Source organism: Pseudarthrobacter adonitolis, from assembly GCF_055412845.1.
In genome coordinates, this window is sequence record NZ_JBVAYW010000001.1 from 123,000 (window position 1) to 145,700 (window position 22,701).

26 protein-coding genes and 2 pseudogenes are annotated in these 22,701 nt (G+C 62.7%); 9 read left to right on the plus strand and 19 right to left on the minus strand.

Annotated features, from left to right (window positions below; genetic code table 11):
- Nucleotides 1–20: 20 nt before the first annotated feature.
- The 7 genes from ACZYZ4_RS00575 to ACZYZ4_RS00605 form a co-directional block, all read right to left on the minus strand.
- Nucleotides 21–1,361, minus strand: coding sequence for an MFS transporter (locus ACZYZ4_RS00575; protein ID WP_463857266.1), 1,341 nt, complete (start codon nucleotides 1,359–1,361; stop codon nucleotides 21–23).
- 416 nt (nucleotides 1,362–1,777) lie between these two features.
- A complete protein-coding gene (gene uraH / locus ACZYZ4_RS00580) occupies nucleotides 1,778–2,119 on the minus strand; it encodes a hydroxyisourate hydrolase (RefSeq protein ID WP_463857268.1) in 342 nt (113 codons plus the stop codon).
- On the minus strand, nucleotides 2,116–2,613 hold the full coding sequence (gene uraD, locus ACZYZ4_RS00585) for a 2-oxo-4-hydroxy-4-carboxy-5-ureidoimidazoline decarboxylase (protein WP_463857269.1): 498 nt from the start codon (nucleotides 2,611–2,613) through the stop codon (nucleotides 2,116–2,118). The genes uraH and uraD overlap by 4 nt, the downstream gene beginning before the upstream one ends.
- Nucleotides 2,614–2,834: 221 nt before the next feature.
- Nucleotides 2,835–3,638, minus strand: a complete 804-nt coding sequence (gene phnE, locus ACZYZ4_RS00590; protein WP_463857271.1) for a phosphonate ABC transporter, permease protein PhnE — start codon at nucleotides 3,636–3,638, stop codon at nucleotides 2,835–2,837.
- A complete protein-coding gene (locus tag ACZYZ4_RS00595; RefSeq protein WP_463857273.1) occupies nucleotides 3,635–4,390 on the minus strand; it encodes a phosphonate ABC transporter ATP-binding protein in 756 nt (251 codons plus the stop codon). Before ACZYZ4_RS00595 ends, phnE begins: the two co-directional genes overlap by 4 nt.
- Entirely contained in the window at nucleotides 4,387–5,304 is a 918-nt protein-coding gene (locus ACZYZ4_RS00600) for a phosphate/phosphite/phosphonate ABC transporter substrate-binding protein (protein ID WP_463857275.1), read from the minus strand. Before ACZYZ4_RS00600 ends, ACZYZ4_RS00595 begins: the two co-directional genes overlap by 4 nt.
- A 40-nt stretch (nucleotides 5,305–5,344) precedes the next feature.
- Nucleotides 5,345–6,544 (minus strand): TIGR03364 family FAD-dependent oxidoreductase, encoded by a 1,200-nt coding sequence (locus ACZYZ4_RS00605; RefSeq protein WP_463857277.1) that lies wholly within the window; start codon nucleotides 6,542–6,544, stop codon nucleotides 5,345–5,347.
- Nucleotides 6,545–6,707: 163 nt separating this feature from the next.
- On the opposite strand from ACZYZ4_RS00605, the gene ACZYZ4_RS00610 reads away from it, so the two are divergent.
- On the plus strand, nucleotides 6,708–7,466 hold the full coding sequence (locus ACZYZ4_RS00610; protein ID WP_463857278.1) for a GntR family transcriptional regulator: 759 nt from the start codon (nucleotides 6,708–6,710) through the stop codon (nucleotides 7,464–7,466).
- 11 nt (nucleotides 7,467–7,477) lie between these two features.
- The gene (locus tag ACZYZ4_RS00615; RefSeq protein WP_463857279.1) at nucleotides 7,478–8,167 is read left to right on the plus strand and encodes a phosphonatase-like hydrolase; all 690 of its coding nucleotides are present in this window, start codon (nucleotides 7,478–7,480) and stop codon (nucleotides 8,165–8,167) included.
- Nucleotides 8,168–8,335: 168 nt separating this feature from the next.
- Here ACZYZ4_RS00615 and ACZYZ4_RS00620 read toward each other — a convergent pair whose 3' ends face one another.
- Entirely contained in the window at nucleotides 8,336–8,620 is a 285-nt protein-coding gene (locus ACZYZ4_RS00620; RefSeq protein ID WP_463857281.1) for a DUF427 domain-containing protein, read from the minus strand.
- A 144-nt stretch (nucleotides 8,621–8,764) separates the two neighbouring features.
- On the opposite strand from ACZYZ4_RS00620, the gene ACZYZ4_RS00625 reads away from it, so the two are divergent.
- Both ACZYZ4_RS00625 and ACZYZ4_RS00630 read left to right on the plus strand, forming a co-directional pair.
- The gene (locus ACZYZ4_RS00625) at nucleotides 8,765–9,538 is read left to right on the plus strand and encodes an oxygenase MpaB family protein (RefSeq protein ID WP_463857283.1); all 774 of its coding nucleotides are present in this window, start codon (nucleotides 8,765–8,767) and stop codon (nucleotides 9,536–9,538) included.
- Nucleotides 9,539–9,669: 131 nt separating this feature from the next.
- On the plus strand, nucleotides 9,670–9,849 hold the full coding sequence (locus tag ACZYZ4_RS00630) for a hypothetical protein (RefSeq protein WP_185261628.1): 180 nt from the start codon (nucleotides 9,670–9,672) through the stop codon (nucleotides 9,847–9,849).
- A gap of 16 nt (nucleotides 9,850–9,865) precedes the next feature.
- On the opposite strand, the gene ACZYZ4_RS00635 is transcribed toward ACZYZ4_RS00630, so the two are convergent.
- Nucleotides 9,866–11,026 carry a calcium:cation antiporter gene (locus ACZYZ4_RS00635; protein ID WP_463857285.1) on the minus strand — a complete coding sequence of 387 codons (1,161 nt, stop codon included), beginning with the start codon at nucleotides 11,024–11,026 and terminating at the stop codon, nucleotides 9,866–9,868.
- A 205-nt stretch (nucleotides 11,027–11,231) separates the two neighbouring features.
- Here ACZYZ4_RS00635 and ACZYZ4_RS00640 point away from each other — a divergent pair, with 205 nt between their 5' ends.
- Entirely contained in the window at nucleotides 11,232–11,813 is a 582-nt protein-coding gene (locus tag ACZYZ4_RS00640) for a GNAT family N-acetyltransferase (RefSeq protein ID WP_463857287.1), read from the plus strand.
- Nucleotides 11,814–12,007: 194 nt separating this feature from the next.
- On the opposite strand, the gene ACZYZ4_RS00645 is transcribed toward ACZYZ4_RS00640, so the two are convergent.
- The gene (locus ACZYZ4_RS00645; protein ID WP_463857289.1) at nucleotides 12,008–12,205 is read right to left on the minus strand and encodes a hypothetical protein; all 198 of its coding nucleotides are present in this window, start codon (nucleotides 12,203–12,205) and stop codon (nucleotides 12,008–12,010) included.
- 186 nt (nucleotides 12,206–12,391) lie between these two features.
- Nucleotides 12,392–12,934 (minus strand): TspO/MBR family protein, encoded by a 543-nt coding sequence (locus tag ACZYZ4_RS00650; RefSeq protein WP_463857291.1) that lies wholly within the window; start codon nucleotides 12,932–12,934, stop codon nucleotides 12,392–12,394.
- 186 nt (nucleotides 12,935–13,120) lie between these two features.
- Between ACZYZ4_RS00650 and ACZYZ4_RS00655 the strand changes: the two genes are divergently transcribed.
- Both ACZYZ4_RS00655 and ACZYZ4_RS00660 read left to right on the plus strand, forming a co-directional pair.
- Nucleotides 13,121–13,453, plus strand: a complete 333-nt coding sequence (locus tag ACZYZ4_RS00655; RefSeq protein WP_463857293.1) for an ArsR/SmtB family transcription factor — start codon at nucleotides 13,121–13,123, stop codon at nucleotides 13,451–13,453.
- Between the two features lie 12 nt (nucleotides 13,454–13,465).
- The gene (locus tag ACZYZ4_RS00660; protein ID WP_463857295.1) at nucleotides 13,466–13,963 is read left to right on the plus strand and encodes an SRPBCC family protein; all 498 of its coding nucleotides are present in this window, start codon (nucleotides 13,466–13,468) and stop codon (nucleotides 13,961–13,963) included.
- Between the two features lie 636 nt (nucleotides 13,964–14,599).
- Here the strand turns inward: ACZYZ4_RS00660 and ACZYZ4_RS00665 are convergent.
- Both ACZYZ4_RS00665 and ACZYZ4_RS00670 read right to left on the minus strand, forming a co-directional pair.
- Nucleotides 14,600–15,040, minus strand: a pseudogene (locus tag ACZYZ4_RS00665) (recombinase family protein); the annotation flags it as partial.
- A gap of 788 nt (nucleotides 15,041–15,828) precedes the next feature.
- Nucleotides 15,829–16,191 carry a hypothetical protein gene (locus ACZYZ4_RS00670; RefSeq protein WP_463857297.1) on the minus strand — a complete coding sequence of 121 codons (363 nt, stop codon included), beginning with the start codon at nucleotides 16,189–16,191 and terminating at the stop codon, nucleotides 15,829–15,831.
- 464 nt (nucleotides 16,192–16,655) lie between these two features.
- Between ACZYZ4_RS00670 and ACZYZ4_RS00675 the strand changes: the two genes are divergently transcribed.
- Nucleotides 16,656–16,907 carry an SHOCT domain-containing protein gene (locus tag ACZYZ4_RS00675; RefSeq protein WP_463857299.1) on the plus strand — a complete coding sequence of 84 codons (252 nt, stop codon included), beginning with the start codon at nucleotides 16,656–16,658 and terminating at the stop codon, nucleotides 16,905–16,907.
- Between the two features lie 279 nt (nucleotides 16,908–17,186).
- On the opposite strand, the gene ACZYZ4_RS00680 is transcribed toward ACZYZ4_RS00675, so the two are convergent.
- The 5 genes and pseudogenes from ACZYZ4_RS00680 to ACZYZ4_RS00700 form a co-directional block, all read right to left on the minus strand.
- Nucleotides 17,187–18,380 carry an IS30 family transposase gene (locus ACZYZ4_RS00680; protein WP_463857301.1) on the minus strand — a complete coding sequence of 398 codons (1,194 nt, stop codon included), beginning with the start codon at nucleotides 18,378–18,380 and terminating at the stop codon, nucleotides 17,187–17,189.
- A gap of 106 nt (nucleotides 18,381–18,486) precedes the next feature.
- Nucleotides 18,487–18,795: a hypothetical protein gene (locus ACZYZ4_RS00685; protein WP_463857303.1), complete on the minus strand. Its 309-nt coding sequence runs from the start codon at nucleotides 18,793–18,795 to the stop codon at nucleotides 18,487–18,489.
- Between the two features lie 334 nt (nucleotides 18,796–19,129).
- A complete protein-coding gene (locus ACZYZ4_RS00690; RefSeq protein ID WP_463857305.1) occupies nucleotides 19,130–19,411 on the minus strand; it encodes a hypothetical protein in 282 nt (93 codons plus the stop codon).
- Between the two features lie 493 nt (nucleotides 19,412–19,904).
- Nucleotides 19,905–20,015: pseudogene (locus ACZYZ4_RS00695) on the minus strand (transposase); the annotation flags it as partial.
- Nucleotides 20,016–20,175: 160 nt separating this feature from the next.
- Nucleotides 20,176–20,406 (minus strand): hypothetical protein, encoded by a 231-nt coding sequence (locus tag ACZYZ4_RS00700; protein WP_463857307.1) that lies wholly within the window; start codon nucleotides 20,404–20,406, stop codon nucleotides 20,176–20,178.
- Between the two features lie 749 nt (nucleotides 20,407–21,155).
- On the opposite strand from ACZYZ4_RS00700, the gene ACZYZ4_RS00705 reads away from it, so the two are divergent.
- Nucleotides 21,156–21,671, plus strand: a complete 516-nt coding sequence (locus ACZYZ4_RS00705; protein ID WP_463857309.1) for a hypothetical protein — start codon at nucleotides 21,156–21,158, stop codon at nucleotides 21,669–21,671.
- Nucleotides 21,672–22,239: 568 nt separating this feature from the next.
- Here ACZYZ4_RS00705 and ACZYZ4_RS00710 read toward each other — a convergent pair.
- Entirely contained in the window at nucleotides 22,240–22,698 is a 459-nt protein-coding gene (locus tag ACZYZ4_RS00710) for a hypothetical protein (protein ID WP_463857311.1), read from the minus strand.
- Nucleotides 22,699–22,701 lie beyond the last annotated feature (3 nt).

Consider the following 22,701-nt stretch of genomic DNA (forward strand, 5'->3'; position numbering starts at 1 on the left):
AACAGGTGCGTGTGGCTAGCTTAGACAGGTAGCCGCTTGTTGTAGTTCAGGGTCAGGACGGAGACGCCCATGATGATCGCGGAGCCCACGAAGTACAGCAGCGCCCAAGTGTACGAGCCGGTGGCACCGACAATCAGGCCGACCGCAATCGGGGTCACGAAGCCGGAGATGTTGCCGCTGAAGTTCATCGCGCCGCCCAGGACGCCGGCGTTGGTCCGGCCGCCCAGGATGGAGGGGATGCTCCAGAACAGGCCCACCCAGCGGAGGAAGAACATGACCACGGACAGGAGGACGACGGCGGTGGTGGGATCGGTCACGACAGTGACGCCGATCAGGCCGCCGATCACGACCACACTGGAGGTGCCCAGGAGCGTGCGCATCACACGGTTCGCGGAGGCGCCGGTGGACTGCCACTTGTCGGCGATCGCACCGCCCAGGATTTCGCCGACAAAGCCGGCGCCGAAGATCAAGAAGGTGGACCAGCCGATGGTCTTGAGGTCGAAGCCCTTGTCCTGGGCCAGGTAGAGCGGTCCCCAGGTCAGCAGTCCGTAGAAGACGCCGTTGAAGCCCAGCCAGCCGAAGCACATAGCCCAGAAGGAGCGGAACTTCAGGTACGGCAGGAGGGCGCGCTTGCCCTTGCTGCCGTCGAGCTCGGCCGCAGCGTCCTCCGCGGCGTGGGAGGCCTCAATGTATTCGGCCTCGGCGTCATTTACACCCCGGTGCTGGCGGGGATTATCGCGGACGTACCACCAGACCGCCAGGCCCATCAGGACGGTGGCGGCGCCGGCGATGATGAACGCGAGGCGCCAGCTGCCGGTGGAGGCGATCAGGCCGGCAATGATGATGCCGCCCAGGCCGGCACCCAGGGGCGCGCCGGCGTCGAGGATCGTGGCGCCGCGTCCACGCTCTGACTTGTGCATCCAGATCGCGTTGAGCTTGCCGCCGGCCGGCATGACGCCGGCTTCCGTGACGCCGATGCCCATCCGGGCAATGAACATGCTGAGGAAGCCGCCGGCCAGGCCGGAGGCTGCCGTTGCTGCGCCCCAGCCGACGCAGGACGCCGTCATGACCTTGCGGGGACCGAATTTGTCGATCAGGAGGCCTACCGGGACCTGCATCAACGCGTAGGTCCAGAAGAACGCGGAGAGCAGGAGGCCCACGAGCTCGGGGGCGAGGTTGAATTCTTTCTGGATGATCGGCAGTGCCACCGAGATGGAGCCCCTGTCGATGTAGTTGACGGCGACGAGGACCAGCAGGAGCAGGAACATTTTCCAGCGGACGTTGGTGCGACGTTGCACGCCGTCCTTGCCGGTTTTGTCGTCGGGGAGCGGTACTGCGGTTTCAATATTTTGATGAGACACAACTTCTCCTTTGCAGAGAGGAAGATTGCAGACAGGGTGAAAGGCTTGTGTGTTCGCGGGGCAGAAAGCCGGCTGGTGGGGCGTCCTGGGTCCTGATCCGGATGGGCCGGGCGATGAACTGCGGCTCGGGATCCGGATCGCAATTCTTTTTGGGATCCCAGTTTGGGATCCCAAAATTCAGAATAGAAGTGACCCGTGCCACTGTCAAGGAATTTCTACCGTTGTGGCCCACCCGGGCCAAATCACCGATTGTGACTGCGGCGGGTGTGGGGATCCCGCCGGCGGCGCGGCTGCGGCGGACGTGGAGGGGTTGAGGAGTCGGGCGACAGGGCACGCGAAAGGGCCCGCGGCGTCGCCGCGGACCCTTCCTGTTGTGGCAGGTTCTGTCAGGTTCGTTCTAACAGGTTCGGCTGTGCTCAGCTGCCCCGGTAGGTGGAATAGGCGAACGGGCTCAGCAGGAGCGGCACGTGGTAGTGGGGCTCCGACTCCACCACGCCAAACGTGAGGGTCACCTCCGGGAAGAACGTTTCGGTGCCGCTGGCGGCGAAGTACTTGCCTGTGTCGAAGGCCAAGCGGTAGGTCCCGGAAGGCAACCGGTCCGGTCCGAGTTGTTTGATGCGTCCGTCCGCGTCGGTGGCGCCGTCGGCGATCCGGACCCAACGCTCGCCGTCGAGCACGTGGAGGGTTACCGGGACCTCAGCCGCCGGTTTCCCGGAGCCGGTATCGAGTACATGGGTGGTGACGTGGGAAATGCTCATGTGCCCATCAGTCCTTCGAGTCGGAGCACTGCGATTTCCCGCAACTGCTGGCCAATGATTGATTGTTCTGCTTCGGGGGTGTGGGCGAGCCTGGTGTTGAGGGCGGCAAGGATCTCCTCGCGGCTGCGGCCCGCAGCGCGGATCAGGAACACCTGCCCGAACTTCTCCTCGTAGGCCCGGTTGCCTTCCGCCAGGGCCTCGGCCACGGCTGCGTCGGCCACGCCCAATCCGGCCTGTTCCGACTGGGACAGCTTCGCTTCCGCGCTGTCGCCCTGCGCCCGCTCACCGATCCGCGGATGGTGGGCGAGAGCTGCTTCGATCTCTGCCGGGGTGAAAGGGTTGGCTGCGCCGCGGCCTGCCGCCAGGAGCGCGTCGAGGCTGGAATAGGGACGCGCGCCGGCGAGCTCGTCGATCCAGCGTTGGATGTCCAGGCAGGGGCGCAGGAAATCGGCGGCCTCCGTGCGGCTGGCCGCGTTGAACTGTTCAAGGGGCATGAGACAGGTCCTCGTGTGTTTCGATGCTGGCATCCACGGTGTAAGGCTATACGGATACTATATTCCGCATCATGGAACTGTTATTTCAGCATATGCAAAAGTCAACCGCACGCACCTGCTGGTGTCAACTTCCGGGACGCTCCTTGGGTACCCCTCAGCGGAAGCGGACGACGGCGGGAGGTCCCGGCGTCGTCCGCTGTTTCTGATTCCGGAGGCGCAGGTCAGGCGAGCCTGCGCCGGATCAGGGCCGACGCCTGGTCAACCACCACGATCAGGACGAGCACCACGATGATGTGCGTGAGCATCTGATCGAACTGGAACGACTTAATGGCCTGGTTGATGAGCAGGCCCACGCCGCCGGCGCCCACCAGGCCCAGGACCAGCGAGGACCGCACGTTCACGTCGAACCGGTAGAGGAGCAGCCCCACGAACTGGGGGACTACCAGCGGGATGCTCGCGTGGAACGTCTGCTGCAGTTTGCTTGCACCGGCGGAGGCAAGCGCCTGGACAGGTCCCTGGTCGCTTTCCTCCATGGCCTCGGCCCAGAGCTTCCCCATCACCCCGGTGTTGTGGCAGATCAGGGCCAATACGCCGGCGAAGGGGCCCAGCCCCACGGCGGTGACAAAAATCAGGGCAAATACAACGTCAGGCACCGCCCGGAAGAAGGACAGCACTGCACGCGCCGCCTGGTACACCACTGGATGCGGGGAAGTGGTTTCCGAGGCCAGCGCGGCCAGCAGGAGGGCGGTGGGAACGGACAGGGTGGTTCCCAGCAGGCCGATCCACAGTGTCACCAGCGTTGCTTCCAGGCTGGGCTTCAGCACCTTCTCCCAGTTCAGGTCCGGCGGGAACGCCTCGGCGAGGAACCGCCCCATGCCCTGGGCGCCGTCAACCAGCAGCGCAGGTTTGAACTCCGTGCTCTCCAAAGCCACCGCATGCATGGCTATGAGGATGACGACGACGGTGGCCATGGTCCCGGTACGGGTCCACTGGCGCCGTGCCCGGGGGAGAGCGGGGGCGCTCATGCTGCAACCCGGTCCGGTGCGTACAGCGTGTCCAGGACATCGTCCGTCAGGCCGGCCAGGCCGCCGTCGAACGCAATCTTTCCCTTGAGGAGACCGATGGCGCGATCCGCGTAACGGATCGCGAGGTCCGGCTGGTGGAGCACCGCCGCGACGGCGAGGTTCTCCGTGTGGGCAAGTTCGGCCAGCAGCGCCATGACCTGTTCAGCTGCGTGCGGGTCCAGGGCGGAGACGGGTTCGTCCGCGAGCAGCACCGAAGCGCGCTGGCAGAGGGCCCGGGCAATCGCGACGCGCTGTTGCTGCCCGCCGGACAGCTTTCCCGTCCGTTCCAGGGCAATCCCCGCCAGTCCTACCCGGTCCAGGCATGCCATGGCTTCCTCCTTCAATTCTTTGGCAAAAAACGCCGGGCTGACCGCCGCGAGGCCTCGGACGCGCAGGAGTCCGCCGGAGCAGACGTTGTCCAGGGCCGTCCGGCGCGGAACAAGATGGATTTTCTGGAACACCATGGCCGCCTGGCTGCGTGCCAGCGTCTGCGCCCGGCCCTGGAAGGTCCCCAGGTCCTTGCCCTGGACCCGGATGGTGCCGGCGTCCGGACGGGTCAGCCCGATGACGCATTTGAGGGTGGTGGACTTTCCCGAGCCGTTGGCGCCGAGGAACGCGAGCAGTTCCCCTGCCCGGACGGTGAAGTCGACGCCGTCCAGTACTGTGGTCCCCGCGTAGGCCTTGGTCAGGCCAGCCACCTGGACCGCTGTCACAGGTCTTCCTCGGTCAGTCCCATGGTGGCGGCGAGATCGAACAGCGGCTGGTAGGTCTCCTTGGTGACGGCCAGCAGCGGGCCCGGAGGCGTGACGTCCAGGAAGGCGCCCACTTCTTCGATGGCCTCGGCGGGGAGGTTAATCAGTGCGTCGCGGACGGCTTCCTTGAGGGCCGGGTCAGCGTTTCCACGGATGGTAATGGGATCATTGGGGATGGCGTCCGAGATCCAGACCTGCCGGAAATTATCAGGCTTGAACGTGCCCGCGGCTGTGGCCGAGGCAAGGGTCTGGGAATTGATCTGGGCGGCGTCCACTGTCCCGTTGGCCAGGGCCAGGAGGGCTTCGGGGTGCCCGCCGGCGTAGTTGATGTTGAGGTCTGATTCGCTGATGCCGGCCTTTTTGAGCCCATAGCGGGGGAGGACATCGCCGGAGGTGGATCCGATGCCTCCGAGTGCCACATCCTTGCCCTTGAGATCGTTGATGGACTGGATGGCGGAGTCCTTGGGCACCCAGATGCCGGCGGTATAGGTACTGAGTTCGCCGTCGGCCGTTCCAAAGGAAGCGATGGGTTCCGCTCCCGCCTTGGTGCTGGCGAAGACGTAGCCCATGGGTCCGAACTGCCCGATGTCCAGGCGGTTGTTGGCCATGGCCAGCACCTCTGCCGAGTAGTCCTCCACAACCTGGACGTCCACCTCGCAGCCCAGCTTCTCCTCCATGGCGTCCGCCAGGACACGGTAGGCGGGTTCGAGCTTGGCCGGGTCCTCATAGGGTTCGATGCCGAACTTGATGGGGCCGTCGGCGCAGTACGCGGGGGCGGTGGCTGAAGCGTTCTGGACCTCCGTGCTGGCGCAGGAGGACAGGCCGACGGCGGCGAGCAGGGCAGCCGGAATCAGGGCGAGGTAACGGGTTTTCATGGGGATCCTTGAGGGTTTTGGGGCGTAACGCGATGGAAGATCAGGGGAGGGTGGAGACGTTGCGCGCCGCCAGGCCGAAGGAAACGGTCATGCCGATTCCCGCGGTGACGGACACGGCAGTGACGCCGGGGGCAACGCCGGCAACAAGCATCGGGCCCACCTCGCTGGAGGCGTAAATGCCCTGCCAGCGTTCCTTGATGTCAAGGGATTCGACCCCCAGGACGTCCTGGATCCGGTCCAGCAGGAGCGCTGTGGTGGACTCTGCCAGGAAGGGGTCGGCGGTTTTCTGGTAGGTGTGGGAGTCGCCCAGCAGCAGGGTGCCGTCAGGGCGCTGGGTGAACATCACGTTGGCGCCGATGTCCAGGAGGGCCGGATCCTGTGCCTGGACCTCTGCGAGGAGTTCCGGCGCGGACGGCATCTCCACAAAGGCGCCGTAGCGGAGCATGGAGGTGGCGGTCAGGACTGCCGGTTCTAGGTCCAAACCTTCGGGGCCAGTTGCTGCTGCCATCTGGAGCGAGCAGCGTTCGATCCTGTGCCCTTCGGCAAGTTCCGGGAAGAGCAGGTCCACGTCGTGGCCCACGCACACAAAGACGTGGTCGGCTTCCACATTGCCGCGGCTTGTGCGGACCAGGGCTGTCCGTTCGGTCCCTGCGCCAAAGCCGACGGCGGACGTGTTCCACCGTACGGACGTATCCGGACGCGAATCCAGCCACGCAGCGAGGCTCGCCACCGTGGTCCGGGGATCGACGCGGAGGTCATCGCGCAGCCATGCGCCGCCGACGACGACGGGACCTTCAGTTGCGTCCAGTACCTCCGCTGCAGCCACTTTCCCCAGCCGGGCGGACGTTTCCGCGGCATTGAGCAGAACGATCTGGCCGGGTTCGCGGCTTTCCGCGAGCTCCTGCAGGACGCGCAGTTCTGTTGCGGTGCGCGCCACCACCACGGCCCCGGACTCGCTGGCCCAGAAGCCGGCGCGTTCCGAGAAGTCCAACCAGTGCTTGCGGCCGGTGACGGCCAGCTCATACAAGTCGCCGGTCTGCGCCGTGATGCAGCAGTGTCCGAAGTTCCGGATAGAGGCGCCCACGGCCCGGTGGTCGCGGTCGATGACCAGCACGGAGAGCCCGCGCTCGGCGGAAAGGGCGGCATGGGCCAGGCCCACGATGCCCGCCCCGACCACGACAACGTCCACGGAGGAGGGGACGCCGCTGTCGGGCTTGCTTTGAAGGTTGTCGGTATTCACAAGAACGATAGTGGCCGCCCGGGCTATGCCAATCAAGCCAAAATGGTACTTGTTTGAACAAGTTTACGGTTTGTTCACTGAGGCCCCAAGGAGTTAATGCCATATTCATCCGAGATGCCAGAAGGGCGTGGAATGCCGGGATGTCAACTTGTATGATCAAGTCATGTCTGTATCGCAGCTTCAGCCTCTCCACCAGCGCCTCACCGACGAACTTCGTACCCGGCTCACGTCGGGCACCTGGCCTGAGGGATTCCGGATTCCCAGCGAGGCAGAGCTTTGCCGGGAATTCGACGCATCGCGGGGAACCGTCCGGCAGGCACTCTCGGCACTGCGCACGGAAGGCCTCATCCTGGGTGGGCGCGGCAAGCAGCCTGTCGCCGGACGTGCGGCAGTGTCCCAGCCGTTCACTACCTTTATGTCCTTTACCGAGTGGGCCGGATCCATCGGCCAGAGACCGGGACAGCAGACCAGGGAGATCGCCCGCCGCCCGGCCTCGGCCGACGTGGCAGCCCAACTGGGTATCCAAACGGGCGAGCCCGTGGTGGAGGTGCTGCGGCTGCGGCTTCTGGGAGACGCGCCGGCCATGGTGGAGCGGACAAGCTTTGTCCTCGACGTCGGCCGGCTGCTCTTCGACTTCGATACGGACGGCGGGTCCATCTTCAGTTTCCTGAAGAGCCAGGGAGTGGACCTGAGCCGGGGCCGGCACACCATTGACGCCGTGGCGGCAGAGGGACTGGACGTGGAATTGCTCGGCGTCGAACCCGGCTCGCCGTTGCTCCGCGAACGGCGCCTGACCTCATCCGCGGCCGGGGAACCGATCGAGTACTCCGACGACAGGTACATCCCCGGCCTGACCAACTTCACCATCGAAAACACCAGCGAGCACCGCGCCAACCTGATGCGCGTGCCGACTACCGCGTAAGGAACGCCGCAATGATTGAACTTGTCGCCCTCGACATGGCCGGAACCACCATCGACGAACACGGTGATGTCTACCGCGCCCTGGACGAGTCCGTCCGCGAGGCCGGTGCCGACGTGTCCCCCGCGGACCTCCAGACGTGGATGGGCGCGGATAAGACGGAAGCCATCGCAGCGCTGCTGGAACTTCGTGGCATTGCCGCCGAATCCGGGCTCGTGGCGCGCACCTTCATCCGCTTCCAGGAGATCCTGGCGGCCCTCTACGCCGCGAACGCGCCCGTTCCCCTGGACGGTGTGGAGGACGCGCTGCGGACGCTGAAATCCATGGGAATCAAGGTGGCGCTGACCACCGGATTCTCGCGGGATGTGGCTGATCCGCTGCTGGCCACCCTGGGCTGGCGCGTGGGCGACGGCGAGCTCCTGGACGCCGTCGTCACCTCGGACGAGGTGCCCCGCGGACGGCCGGCTCCCCACCTGATCCACCGCGCCATGGAGCGCACGGGCGTCCTGAACGTGGGCGCCGTACTGGCGGCCGGCGATACCGTCAACGATCTGCAGGCCGCGGCAAATGCCGGCGTGGCCGGCGTCGGGGTCCTGACCGGGAAGCTCGGCGCGGAGGAGCTGGGCCGCCACCCGCACCTGCGCATCCTTCCCGGCGTGAAGGACCTCCCCGAATTGGTGGGCGCTTTGGCCGCCGGACGTTAGGAGAATACCGAGGAGTTCCGGGGGACGAGGACCTTGACCGCGGCCGGGACAATCTCAACCGTTGCCGGAAGCGGGGCGATCATCTCGCCGTCGGCGTAGATGTTCAACGGTTTGGAAGCGGACGACGGCGGGAGGTTCTGCCGTCGTCCGCTCCAAAAAGTTGCGGGGCTACTCCTCGATGATCACGCCGCGCCAGAAGGCGATCCGGTCCTCGATGGGCTTCGCTCGCGTCTTGGGCTCGCCGTAGAACCAGGCAGCATCGACGTTCAGCTTCCCGTCCACTTCCAGGGTGTGGTAGCTGGCCTGTCCCTTCCATGGGCAGACGGAGTACATGTCGCTGTCCTTGAGGTAGCCAGCATTGACGGCATCGCGCGGGAAGTAGTGGTTGCCTTCAACCACTACCGTGTCTGCAGACTCGGCAATGACTTTTCCGTTCCAGATAGCCCTGACCATGTTGTTCCGTTCACTAGGGTGCCGCCGGTTGCGCGGGCAGCGGGTCGCAGATACGTCAACGGTCCGGGCGGTGCGCTTTGTTCCCGCAACAGTTGGGGAGTACTGCCCTCCGGGCGCGGTGGTCTTCTCCGGTATCGTGGGTCCATGGTGCGGAACCTGGCCGATATCGGCGCTGAAGGCGTATTGCTCGCCGGGGCGGGCCGCGCCATCCTCCTGCAGATCGCGAACCCCGCTGTGGGCCATGGCGTCGCCGAGCACAGTGACTTTGTGGCCCGGCCGCTGGACCGCTTTCGGGCCACCGTCACCTACGTCTACGCGGTGGTTTACGGAACCGAGGACCAGGTCTCGGCCGTTCGCCGAAGTGTGAACCGGGCCCACTCGGCGGTCCGCCGCAAGCCTGACGCCGGTTCCCACGGGTACAGCGCGTTCGATGCCCAGGCGCAATTATGGGTGGTGGCAACCCTGTACGACACCGCCATCACCGTCTACGAAATAATCTACGGCCCGCTGGATGACGATACAGCCGACCTCATGTACAGCGACTACGCAAGAATCGGCACCGTCCTGCAACTGCCGGCGGACCAATGGCCGGCCGACCGCGCAGCCTTCAGGACGTACTGGGACGCGTCCCTTCGGACGTTGGAGCTGGACGCCGTTACCACCGCCGTCGCCCGCGACCTCCTGTACCCGCCCGCCGGGCCGATCTGGCTGCGCCTAAGCATGCCGCTGATCCGGTTCGTCACCGCCGGTCTGCTGCCAGACCACTTGCGCGCCGGCTTCGGGCTGCCGTGGAGCGACCGCCACAGCCGCCTGTTCGACCGCACCACCAGGTGGTCCGCCCTGGTGTATCCACGGCTGCCGCGGCCGGTCCGGCACTGCGTCAAGAACTACTGCCTCGGCCAGCTCCGCACGTCGTAGGAAATCACCGCGTGGGGAATGCGGACGACGGCGGGAGGTCCCGCCGTCGTTCTTCCTCACCTTCGGTGCCTAGCACAGCGATGGTAGCCGTGACACACCATCTTTTGGCGTCCCCGTAACGAATCCCTGCCATGAACTATTACAGCCAAGCGGCGCAGGAACGCGTTCGGGACGCCGCATACGACGCAGTCGAGAAAGTCCTCAACAGCATGTTCGAACCGTTGAACCGGCAGGCCCTCACAGCGCGCTGGAACCAGGCCTGCGAAGCCATGGCGAAGCACCTGGAAGCGCGGGACACCGGCGAGGAGTAGGACGGGACCGGGAGGTTCAGGAGAATACGGCGATGCCGTAGACCGCGAAGACCACGAGGTGGGCTGCGCCGTGCATCGCAGTCACCTTCTTGGAAGCAAGGGTTGTCACCGACAGCATCAGCGTGACGCCGAGGAGTAACAGGTTGGCCGGGGACTCGCCGAGCGCAACGGCCTGACCGGTGACGGCTCCGATGATGAGGACAGCGGGAATTGTCAGGCCAACCGTGGAGACCAGTGCGCCATGGCATAGATTGCTGACACGCTGGATCTCACCCTGCAGCGCTGCACGCACTGACGTGATCGACTCGGGCAGGAAAACAATCATGGCGATCAGGATGCCGGAAAGCGCCACCGGCGCCCCGACGCGGTCGAGCCCGTCGTCCAAGAGCGTGGCCATATCGTGTGACAGCAGCACGATGGGCAGGACCGTCACGACAAGAAGTACGATCCGCAGCAATACCTCGGTCCGGTGTTCGGCGATGACCTGGGTGACGCCTTGGCGGCCACGTTCGGCGGTGTCGCTGCCATGTGCGCCCGGACCGGCGGCGAAGCGTGGATCGACCTCTCGGAAGTCGTCGGCTTGCCTGCCCATCTGCCGGTATAGGAAGAAGGCATAGAGAGCGAGGGTCAGCACGATGATGGGGATTTCCTGCCCCGGCCTGTACGAGCCGTCACGCCCGATCAGGGCAGGCAGGGCAAAGGCCAGTGCGGCGAGAACGACGAGCAGGGCGAGATAGGAGGAGGTGCCGGTGCGGTTGTGGCCCAGATTGCCGTGCTTGATCGCCCCAACGAGAACAGAGAGCCCGATCACCGCGTTGAGGATAATCATCGAGACGGCCATCACCGAGTCCCGTGCGATGGTGGTGTGCTCGCCGGGCCCCAGCATAACGGCGGAAATGAGCACCACCTCGATCAGCACGATCGAGAGTGTGAGGACCAAGGAGCCATAGGGATCGCCCAGCCGGTGGGCGAGATGTTCGGCCTCGTGGACCACCCCAAAGGCGCAGACCAGAACGACCCCGACGATGAACACGAGTGCTGTGACCAGCAGCCATGCGGGGACAGGTGGCTCAAGCAGGGGTCCGGCAAAGACTAATCCGACGACGGCGCCCCAGCCGACCACGAGGCGCACTACGGCGACGGGCGTGAAGATGGATCTCGCAGTAGAGGAAACCACGGGTTGAACCTCATTCCACGGGGCCGTCCCCGTGTTGATCGAAGCGAACGGGCCGTCCCGTTCGCAGCGCTGCCGTCACACTGTACGGCTCATGCTACTGCAGGGCAGTCGCCACTCCTGGTAGGCGATCCGACCCGCAAAGTCCGGTTCAATGAGTCTCAAATAGGATTGTTGGACGCTCGATATCGAAAGGTTTGAGATGTCCATGAAGGTCACGACCACAACGCTCCAGATGCTCCAGTCGCCCGCCTGGGCGGCGCGCCCATTGCCGGATGAGGTACGTCTGGACCGGGCCACTGGGGTCACGCCGGAGTACGCCCGCTTCCTCTATGGCCTGGTCGGCGGGCCGTGGAACTGGACGGATCGGCTTGAGTGGACACGGCAGCAGTGGGCCGAGGAGCTCGCGGTGCCTGGTACGGAATTCTGGGTCCTCTATGGTGAGGGCGTGCCGTGGGGCTATGTGCACCTTCAACCCGCCGTCGCCGATGATGGCACGCACGTCGAGGTCAGGTACTTCGGCCTTTCAGAACAGGCGATCGGCCGGGGCCTCGGTGGCCGGCTGCTGGAACACGGCATCACAGCGGCATGGTCGCTGACACAACGCTTCGACCTCCCGCAGGTGGCCCGCGTCTGGGTCCACACCTGCACCCTCGACGGTCCCGCAGCGCTGGCGAACTACCAGGCGCGCGGCTTCGTGCCCTGCAGGACCGAGGAAGCGGACCAAGACTTGGTGGACGAGCCGCTCGGCGCTTGGGTGGCCACCGGTGGTCGACAGGGGGTCGCGTAACTGAGGCGGAGCATTGACGGTCGCAGCTGCTGCAACCCGCCGGCAGCCGTAGGCTGGAACGCCAAAACGGTGACCGGAAAAGCGACATGTCCGCCAGGCCAGGGCCTCAGGCTATTCGCCTGGAAGCAAAACGAAAGCGGACGACGCCGGGAACCTCCCGCCGTCGTCCGCTTCAGTTTTTAGCCGTGAACCGATCAGACGGTGGCGAGCTGGCGTTCCTGGCCACGGACGCTGACCGTGAAAGTGTTGGGGCCGCTGCAGTGGACCGCGATGCGGCATTTGGTGGTGTTCGCCATGACCGAGAGGTCGTGCACGATGCTCTCAAGGGTGTGCTCAATCGCAGACCGGTCCCAGATTTTCAGCGTGATGGAGTCAGTGTTTTCAAACGTCATTGTCAGTACTTTCGCTCATGCAGTTAACGGCTCCGCGTCGTCCTTGAGGGTGCCGCATCCTCGTCGGTGAGGATTGCTGATCTTGGTAATGCGGGAATGAGGTCCCGATCTCATGGTTCACGCTTGCCGTCGACGTTGGCAACAGAAATGGCGAAAGTGTGAGCGATTACACGCTCCCCGCTGCCCCTAGTTACTGACGGCAGCGTAAAGGTTCAGGGACGCCGAAAAAACGAGCCACGAAACGTACGGCAGCATCAGCAGTCCGGCCGCCGTGCTGATGGGTCCGAAGCGCAGAACTGCAAGGACGGCGGTCAGGGTGAGAGCGGCAATGACTGCCAGGGCCAGCCAGAGCGCTGCGGTGCCCAGTACGGGATACATGCCAAAGAACGTCATGGGCCAGAGCAGGTTCAGGGCCAACTGGAGCCCATAGAGCCTGAGTGCGCGCCGGCGCGGGAGGCGCCGTTGACGCCACACCAGCCAGGCCGCCATGGCCATTGCCGCGTACAGGACCAGCCAGACTGACGTGAACATCAGCCCGGGAGGCGTCCAGGGAGCTTTGTCCGCCAGGGCGTACCAGCCGCCGGCAGCCGCCCGGACCGGGAGGGACCCCAGGAACGACACAGCCCAGGAGAGCGCAAGGAAGCCGACCAGGGCGGCAATCTGACGCCAGGGGGATGGGCCGTCCGGCGCTGCCGGACCTGGGGCTTCGAGGGGGACAGTGGCAGGCACTGACCCACTGTGGACAATGGCGGGTACCCGCGTCAAACCGGGACCGCGGCGGAGGTTTCCGCCGCGGTCCCTTCGGGATGGCATTTCCCGGCAATGTTGGCCGGCGGCACTGCGGTGAAATGCAATCTCGCGGACCCACCATTCAAGCCTTGACACCTTGCCGCCTCGGGCGTATCGTACAACCAAATGGTTGTAGATAAGCTCAGAGACGCGGACGTTGATCGCCTGTTCCAGGCGCTCGCGGACGCCACCCGGCGGGACATTGTCCGGCGGGTGACGGCGGGGGAGTATTCCGTCTCCGGCCTCGCCGCCCTCTACGCCATGAGTTTCGCCGCCGTCCAGAAGCATGTGGCGGTGTTGGAGCGGGCTTCCCTGGTAACGAAGGAGAAGCGCGGAAGGGAGCAGATCGTGCGGGGTGACCATGAAGGACTGCGGAAGGCCCGCCGGCTGCTTGACGAGTATGAGGCGATCTGGCGGCAGCGCGCCGGGCGGATCGCAGACATTCTGGCTGAAGGATAGGAAGGTTTTGCAATGCCTGTTATCAGTTCCACCAAGAATCTCGAAGCACTCAGCTTCACCCTCGTGGCGGAGTTCGACGCCGGCGTCGACCGTGTCTGGCAGATCTGGGAAGACCCCCGCCAGCTGGAGCGCTGGTGGGGTCCGCCCACCTGGCCGGCCACCTTTGAGGAGTTCGATTTCCAGCCCGGCGGCAAGGCCGGCTACTACATGACCGGCCCCGAGGGGGAGAAGGCCGGCGGCTGGTGGCGCTTCACCGCCATCGAGGCGCCGCGCAAGCTCGAGTTCGACGACGGTTTTGCCGATGATGCCGGCGCCCCGAACGAGGCCATGGGAATCACTCATGCCGCCGTTGACCTCGAGGACCTCGGCGGCCGCACCCGGATGACCGTTCGGTCCACCTTCGAGTCAGAAGAGCAGATGGAGCAGATGGTCCAGATGGGCATGGAAGAGGGCATTCGGGAGGCGGCGGGCCAGATCGATGCCCTGCTCGCCCAACACGCCCGGGCCTGACAGGGCCTGTTCGAGAGCAATAGGGGAAGGGTACGACGGCGGGACGTCCCGCCGTCGTACCCTGGCCATGGGCCCCTCTGCGGTCGTTTGGTCTGGTTAGTGACCGGTGCTTGCGCGAGCCATGTTGGGCACGTTCGGAAATGCCGCGGTGTGGGCGTCCCAAATTCCAAGGAAATGAGACGTGGGGCTTGAGCCGGACAATCGGGTGACAGGTAGCGTCCGCGGGGACTGTGACTGCTAACCCGAAATGGCGGTTAAGTCACAGTTTGAATGGCGGTTTGCCGTCCCGCTGAAGGAAACCGTCACCGGTCGTGGTAGCGGGGGAACGTTCTGCAGGATCGGCGAGTACGGCCCGAACGGATCCATCAGGCGTACGTCGGTCATCGACCGTGTGGGCGCCCAACTGCCCCAGAAAACCGACATCGCGTAAGCGTCATGGCAGTCGAATGATGTGTGCGATATCAATGCTGTGATGACGGCAAGTTCGCATAAATCCCAGATACCGGTCAACCCGCGTCCTCTGCGGAACCCTTGGCGGCCACTGACTACGTGCTGTGCAGGACTTCCCTTAAATATGGGATCTGAGGAGGACCGGTAGGGAAATCACGCTAAGGGGCTATGTGGTGTCGCCTGCGTGGGTTGTTTCCCCCGGAGGCGGCCCTTCGCCTTGGCGACCGCCATGCCTTCCCGGGTCCGTGCCCGGATCAGATCGGCTTCGAATTCCGCGACCATGGCCAGGACGTTAAAGAGAAGCCGGCCTACGGGATCGGTCGGGTCGTGGACGGAGCCGCCATGCTTAGCTGGAACTTCGCGGCGGGTGAGTTCATCAACAATGTCCTTCGCATCGCGCAGCGACCGGGCCAGACGGTCGAGTTTGGTCACGACCAGGGTGTCCCCGTCACGGCAGGCGGCCGGCGCTTCCCTGAGCCCGGGCCGCGCCCGGTTGGCGCCGGTCAGGCCCTGGTCGGTGAACGTCTACTCCGGCGTCACCCCCAGAGCGACCAGGGCGTTTTTCTGGGCGGTGAGGTCTTGGCCGTTCGTGAATACGCGGGCGTATCCGATGAGGAGCCCGGTCATGGTTCAGAAGGTACCGTTTAGCCCCCCGTCACCGGGCATTTTCTCGGGCGGGTCTTACGGGAATCGACCGGCCGCGGAAACACGGCGATCGCGATCCGGAAATTTTGGGTGGCGCATGCGCCGGTGGGGGACCGGCTATCGGGACGGCCTGCGGGCGAGCCCCTTTGGGACGGCGCTAGCTACATACAAGATGGGTCCGAACGTGCGATAGTGGCGCAACGGAACAGCCTCGTGGGGGGTGGGTATGGCAGAAAAATGGCGGCCGTTTCTTCTTGCTGCAGTTTTATCAATCTTGTGGTACGGCTTCGTCGGTCTCGTTGACAGGGGTGCACTGATGCGGTTGGAGCACTCGATTACCGCACCCTGCCTCACCAAGCATCTTCCAGAGGGCACCATTCATAACCCTGAGAATTACCCACCAGTGGGAGGAGACTACGTGTTCCTGCCCTTGGGACTCTACTGCTCGTACACAATGACTGACGGATCTACCGTTGAGTCATTCCATCCCCGATATATCCAGACTATTGTCGCCGGTCTTCCAATAGTCCTGACCGTAATCTACAAGGCGAGATCTCGCAGACGATCCTCGAAACCTATGGAAGCAAAATGAGGAGAAGCTCTGGACCACTCTCGAGCGAGTAGCTCGTTTTCCTTTGACAAGGAGATGGGTATTGGGGCGGGTCCGAGAAGTTCGGGGGATGTGCCGTGGTGAAGTCGCCGTGGAACGTTCCTGGAAGGGTGCTCAGGCCAACACTCGAAGTTACTCTCGAACGCTCGGACCTGACAGATCAGTCACTCTGGAAGCTCAGTGAGTCTGCTCCGCTCTTCCAAATAAGGGTGCCTTGGCTGAAGGTCATCTCGATAGGCCGCTTCAGGAAATCCGTTACCCACAAGTGCTGCTCGCCAGCATTGGCATCAGTACAGCCGGATGCGCCTGTCACGATGTCCTTGGCTGTGAGCGTGTTCCCCGTGATTGTCGCCAGCCCACTCAAGGGTGCGCATTCAGCTCTTACCCCGATCATCAGTTGCCCGTCGACGGACATCAGGGAGGCTTTAACGCTGCCCGATGCCGCCCACGGTAAATCCTCGTCATTGGCTGTCCCGGAAACGCTGGTATAGGTCGCGCATGGTGCCGCCGGCAAGAATGCCACGCATGTTTCCTGTGGTTGTGAGGTGGGCCTTGAGGAAGCGGAGCTAAGAGAATCCGACGCGGATTCCACAGCTCCCGGTCCGCCCGGCCTTGTGTCACCGCCGCAGGAAGTTAGTAGCGCAGTGAGAAATATCGAGGAAACTAAGCATTGCCACAACCGAATGTGCTTCACTGTTTGCTCCTTTAGGGCGGACGCTGTTCGGAGCATATAGGTCTCCCACGAGTTTCCATAGGGGTTGCAGTTGCGATCGCATGCCCCTGAGCACGGTCGACAGGATGTTCAAGAAGCGTTCCCAGGGCTATTCTCGGCAGATGAACGAACACTTGGTTTCGGCCGAGGCCGAGGGATACACATTTACGTTCGGGATTAGCCGAACGATGCTTCGGATAGCTGGGCTATGTGCAGTCGTTGCCGGGGCTATCCTTGCTGTCTTGATAAACGCCACGGAGCCGTTCCGTATCCCTTTGGGAATTGCCCTTGGAGTCCTCACGATCACCCTGCTAATCGCCTACGCCGTCAACAGTTCGTCACGGTCGCATGAGCTGAGTCCGGCGCCGGCTGAACGCACCAGGGCGCGCCAAGTGATGTTCGGCAAGATGGCGGGCAAGAAGTCCCTGGCGGCGGAACTGGCCCTCCTTGCAGAACTCCATAGAAGTGGCGCGCTTTCTGACGAGGAATTTAGCGCCGCCAAGCGCCGCATCCTTGGCGGCAGATAGCCCGGAGGGATACAAGACGGCGGGACGAGCGAAACCTGATGCCTAAGTGAATTGCTGGTTCCGACTGAGGGCGGTCGGCTCCTTCTCCTAGCCCGATGTGGTGCCTCGAAACCTCTGCGCATCGAAACCCTAGCGTTTCAAGGCAGCTGGCTCACCGCGGGCGACATCGAGCGATCACAGAACGCCGCCATTTATCGGCAAACTCCACAGGAATTGGTCGCCCGCGAGGTGTGAGCAGCTGGCCACGTCCACTCATGTCCCGTAGAGGGATCGGCGAATTCAGGCGGTCGTCGCAACAGGGGGTTTCTCTGGTTCAGATAGTAGCCGTTCCAGGGCTTGAGCGGGGGTGATTCCGCCTAAAGTCTTGCGGGGTCGGGCGTTGAGTTCGGTGGCGACTTCGAGTAGCCGCTCGGGTGAGGGCGAGGACAGGTCAGTGCCCTTGGGGAAGTACTGGCGTAGGAGCCCGTTGGTGTTCTCGTTGGTTCCGCGCTGCCAGGGTGAGTGGGGGTCGCAGAAGTAGATGTCCATCTTCGTCGCCAGGGTGATTTGACGGTGCTGGGCCAGCTCGGTGCCCTGGTCCCAGGTCAGCGACTTACGCAGGTGCTCCGGCAGAGTCTTGATCTTCTCCAGCAGTCCGTCACGGACAGCGATGGCGCCGTGGTCGTTGGGCAGGTGGACGAGTATCGTGTACCGGGTCTGGCGCTCCACCAAGGTGGCGATGGCTGAGCGGCAGTTCGACCCCAGAACCAAATCCCCCTCCCAGTGTCCAGGCACGGCTCGGTCGGCGACCTCGGCTGGTCGTTCGCTGATCAGGATCATGTCCGAGATCTTCCCCGCCCGCTTGCCGGTAGAGCGTCTTGGCCGTCTGACGGCGCGGCCCGTACGCAAGTGTTGGTGCAGGTCAGCGCGCAGGTGACCGCGACCCTGCACATACAGCGCCTGATAGATCGTTTCGGGACAAACCCGCATCTCCACTCGGTCCGGGAACGTTCTGGCGAGGTGGTCACTGATCTGCTCAGGGCTCCACTTCACGCATAACTTAGCCTGTACCAAGGATGCCAGCTCCGGGTCATCGAACTTGCTGGCCTTGGGCCGGTGGCCGCGCAGCTCAGCCCGTTTCTGGGCTGCATACGGCGCATACTTCCCCCGCCCCCGCACCCCCGTCTCGGGGCCGTTACGGCGCAGCTCACGGCTGACCGTCGAGGCCGACCGCCGCAGCTGCGCCGCGATCGCCCGCACACTTGTTCCGGCCAGGTGCAGGTCCGCGATCTGCAGCCGGTCTTCCAGGGACAGGTACCGTCCCGAGGGTTCGGGTTTCTTCCGCGGGATCCGCCCGCCAGTCGCTTGCCGCCAATGCCGCCCAGTTCGTCGATCCACTCCCACAGCCTCGCATGCCGCAATCAGCGTCGAGCCTTGAGCCATCAACACCCAGAACCGGGCCTCCTTGTCGATCCGTTCCTTCTTCGACAACATGCGCAACACCTCACGATAAAAGGGGTGTTGCAACGACCGATTGAACTCGCCTTCCCCAAAAGGGACGACGTCATGCCCCTGACGAAGGCGCGGCGATAGGCATCCCTCAGCCCGGACCGGTGGGCGTGTCTTCGCCCTCTTCCTCGTACCGGTATTCATGTGGGAGCTTTCTGAGTTCCCTAATGCTGAGGATCAACGCCACGATGCCAATAAGGACAACGGCTACAGATATCACCACATGGTCCACTGTCGGCTCCCGCAGCAGGAGAATAGGTATCCCAATCACCGCGACCACACCCACGGCGATCTGAATCGACCAGTAAATCCTGGAGCGCCTCTCCTGCGGGTGAACCCAAGGCTTCATCTTTTGTGCGCTTTCAGCCGTTCCCAAGCTACTAGTCTTGATGCCGAGCATAGCTTGGCTAACACCCTGACCATAGGGATATCTCCGTCGGCTGCCCCCAACTCTGATGGGACGCGCGCTGACTCGAACGCTTCCGGGATCCCGGGCGGAGAGTCCTGTGTGAAGCGTAAACAAGTTCTAAGGAACAAGGGCCTCGCGGGCTCCCCTTAAGCGCAGGCGTTTTTGCGTTGAATCGGGTTGAGCGAGGAATTGGGACTGGCGGCTTAAATCCGTCCGTTGAGGGTTCCCCGAAAGGAACCACGGAACCGCAAACTCAAGCTGCAATCTCGTCAGGGCTTGATCACGGGCCCTGACCATCGCTTGCGGAAGCCCTCAGTTCAAGAATCTAGCTCGAAGTGGTCCCGATCGTGCCTTTCCTGGACTGCCGCCACATAACGTAATTGGCGATGGCCAGCACGAGCGACATGACGCTCAGCAAGACATAGATGGGGGTTCCGTCCGAGACCATGAAAGTAAATACCGACCAAGTCACGGTCGATACGGACCAGAGGATTGCCATAAACAAGAGGACGCGCGAACTGGGCCACTGGGGCTTTTTGCCAGATTCGGTCAGCCCCATTGCGTCCGTCATGCGCAACCACACGTTGCGCGGCTTACCGTCCGTCATGTCCTCAACCTAACGCAAGCGGGGAGCTTAGTCATCACGGTACGTGGTGGCCGAATGTTCCCGTTTAAGGTTCCCCATACGGACATGTAGTGGGCCGTGCAGACGACTTTGGACATGCATATGAGGCAATCGCCGAGGCAGACTTCTGAGGGGATCTGAATCTGATTTGGGTGGGAATCCGGCTCCTGATAGAGGGAGGAGTGGCCACCCCAATGGCTATCAAGTTGCTGGCCAAGAAAGTTGCATCGATGGAGCTGGAGCACCTTCAACTGCTACTCCGGAAGCTCGGTGAGCCGTACTCCCGTGTCGCAGACAAAGGTTGGTCCACCACCAGGCTCGATGACACTCCGGAGCATCGCGCAATCCTTGAAAGTCTTAGGCACGGCGGAATTGTGTCTAAGTTTCCGGTCGATTCTGACTCCAGGATGAAGGTTTCACTAAAGCGATCGTGACCGTCGAAACTTCTGCAGCGATGAACTAGGTAGTAGGGGTGGAAGCTGCTCCCGTCGCCGATGGTCAGGAGTATGATCGCGGCGGTCTTGATGCCTACTCCCGGTATGGACATCAAGACCCGGGAAAGAGGGAAGTCGTCCAGGAGCTTTTCGACCTCGTCGGCCACGATCGTCCGCTGGACATTACCTGACATCTAAGGAGTGCGGCGGAACGGGGTCCCTGAAGGAAGTTACTTCTCGGCATGCAGAAGGGTAGGGCTCGAGTTCGGAGCCCACCCTTCTGGGTGTCAGCGGTTTCCAGTAAACCGCTTGTTAACTGAGCCCTAGTTTGCTGGCACCTATGCCGACTCCAATCAGGATGAAAACGCCACCGAAAGCTCCCATGCCAACTGAGAGAAAGCGTTCCACTTTGGCATTTGCGTTTTCGCTGATGGATGTCCCCTGCAGCAGCCCCGTCGCGAACTGGGCAAAAAGGTTCCGGCACAGGATCACTAAGATGCCTGCGATGACGGACATCAGAGCCGGGAGAAGGTCAGCGTTCATTTCTCTAGACTTCCTCCAGATAAGCCGTAAATAGTCATTGCCAAACCTGCCACAAGGAATGCAATAGAGAATATGCGGGCATAAGTCTTTTGAAACCGTTCGTGCCGATCTCGATCCTTGCCTGGGTTCCGCGCTGAGTAACCGCGTACCAGGATGCCTGTCAGCAATCGTCCCAAGAGCAATCCAAACAGACCACTACCGATAAGAATCAGGCCCCCAAGTGTGGTTAGAGACATGTATCCTCCAAATTCACGAGTAGGTAGTAAACATTATGGAACAGCCGAATCCGCCTCCGTAGGCCGGACCTCCATACGGCCGCCTGCCGCTTTCGTTCTCGCTCAAAAGCATTGCGGCTCGCCACAGGCCAAAGCCCGCGGCAACCACCACAACCCCACCACCTATGACGGACACCCGCTTCGCGTTACGGACTACCCGCATGAGTGCCGTTCCTTCCGTCTAACGCAGTACCCCCTCATACTGCTTAGCTGCATCCTAGACCCCGAGATAGATGGTGCTCTCTGAGGAAGACGATGTACTTGGCTACACGGCAGATCGGACTAGTGCCCCTTCTCTGCGACGACTGTCCCGTAAAGGGTTCCGCCTGCGGCACTGGTCGAGCTTCGAAGTGTTTTCTTCGTGACCCTCTAACATTCTGGGTCCGATGCCTTGTTCAAGTGGCTGCGGCCCGCGACGTTTAAAGTCACAGGCGTAGGCTCTTTCGGGATAGTGCAATAGCGGAAAGTGAGAGGATGATCGAAATCACTGCACACCGACTCACTCATCACCGGCTTACGCTTGCGATTGACTACGGGCAGTTCACCGTGACAGGCAGCAATCGCGATACCGACACTTTGGAACTGCTCGTTCAGGCCCAGGCAAGACCGCCGAGCAGCGGAAACCGCGGCACCGTTCTGATCCTCAGTCCCCATCAGAACAACTTCGCGACGGTAGTGGACGTCGAGGTCTGGGATGCTCGTCCGCCTACCGACCGGGATCTCTGGCAACAGGTGTCGGAAGACCTCATAGACGTCGACGATAGGGGTCTGATCTCTCTTGAATCGCCGACCATGGATAGCGTCGATTGCCCTATTCCCGCTGGTCCCTATGTGCTGGAAGCGAGCGGTCGCGGGTTCGTCAACTACGGCTGGCCCGGCTCAACGACGCCAGGGGACGTCTGGCGTCTTCGACTCTGGCCTCTCGATGAGTTAGGCCCTCTCGGACCTAAACGCTGGGAGATGCCCGGCTACGGAACCCCTCCGGTTTAGCAGCAGATTCCAGATCCAAACTCAGATGTATGTATTCCAATTGCCGAACCCTCGCACAGCATCACCGTGAATCAACGCTGATCGGAGCCCTCTCTCGTTGCTCCCGCTGTCCCGATTGACGTTCGGGTAACGGGCACCAAGGATGCGGTGATCGACGAGATTTGCTGCGATAACGATTCGCTAAGCGATATCCAGAGCAGCTCAGAGATATAGGCGTCGGCAACTACTTCTGCGATGTCGTCCGTGGGCCCACCTTTAGATTCAGTCTTGTGACGGAAGATCCCTAAAATCACGCCAAGCACACCCACGACGGAAAGAGCCACTGCTAACCAATATCCGGCCGACGTATCGGCATTCCCCGCGATGATTATGCCTATCGGGACCAAGAACCCGCTTGCAACGATAAATAGGTAATTCCGCTTCATCGGAGATCTTTCTGTGGCCGCTTACGCATCTATATGGCGAACGAAACCATGCCAAGAATTTTCATGCAAGCCTTAGCGAGGATGCGAAGACCAGCCGTCGCCTTCGCATTTGGACGATGACCGACTTCCTTGAACGGTATGGGTTACTTAGGCTGCACGCCCGGCTGGGCACGGACGACCAGGTTTGGATGGGCCAATGTCCATCCCTCGGCCTCTAGCGAAGTGGTGTCAGTCCCATCGAGCAAAAGTTTTGCTTCAATACCGAAATTGCCGACATTCGGGCCATTGGCGCCCTCCTTGGAATACCCGCCGCAGGCACCGGCCGATTGGTCATCTTTGGCGAATGCAAAGAGACACACGGACTTCTCCGGGTCCTTGCTCGTGCGGGCGGCGAAGTAGCGGATGTCGTTGCGATCGGCCAGCAGCCTCGAGGACGTAGAATCCACTGTGGATTTGGGCCCGGACAGCCCATATTCCGGCATCCGGTCGGCGGTGACCTGATCCCTGTTGAATAGCTCAAAATTAAGTGCCTCGGGTGCTGAACTGCAGCCAGCTAAAGCGGTTAACCCAATGGCCATGGCAATAATCTGTTTGACCTTCATGTC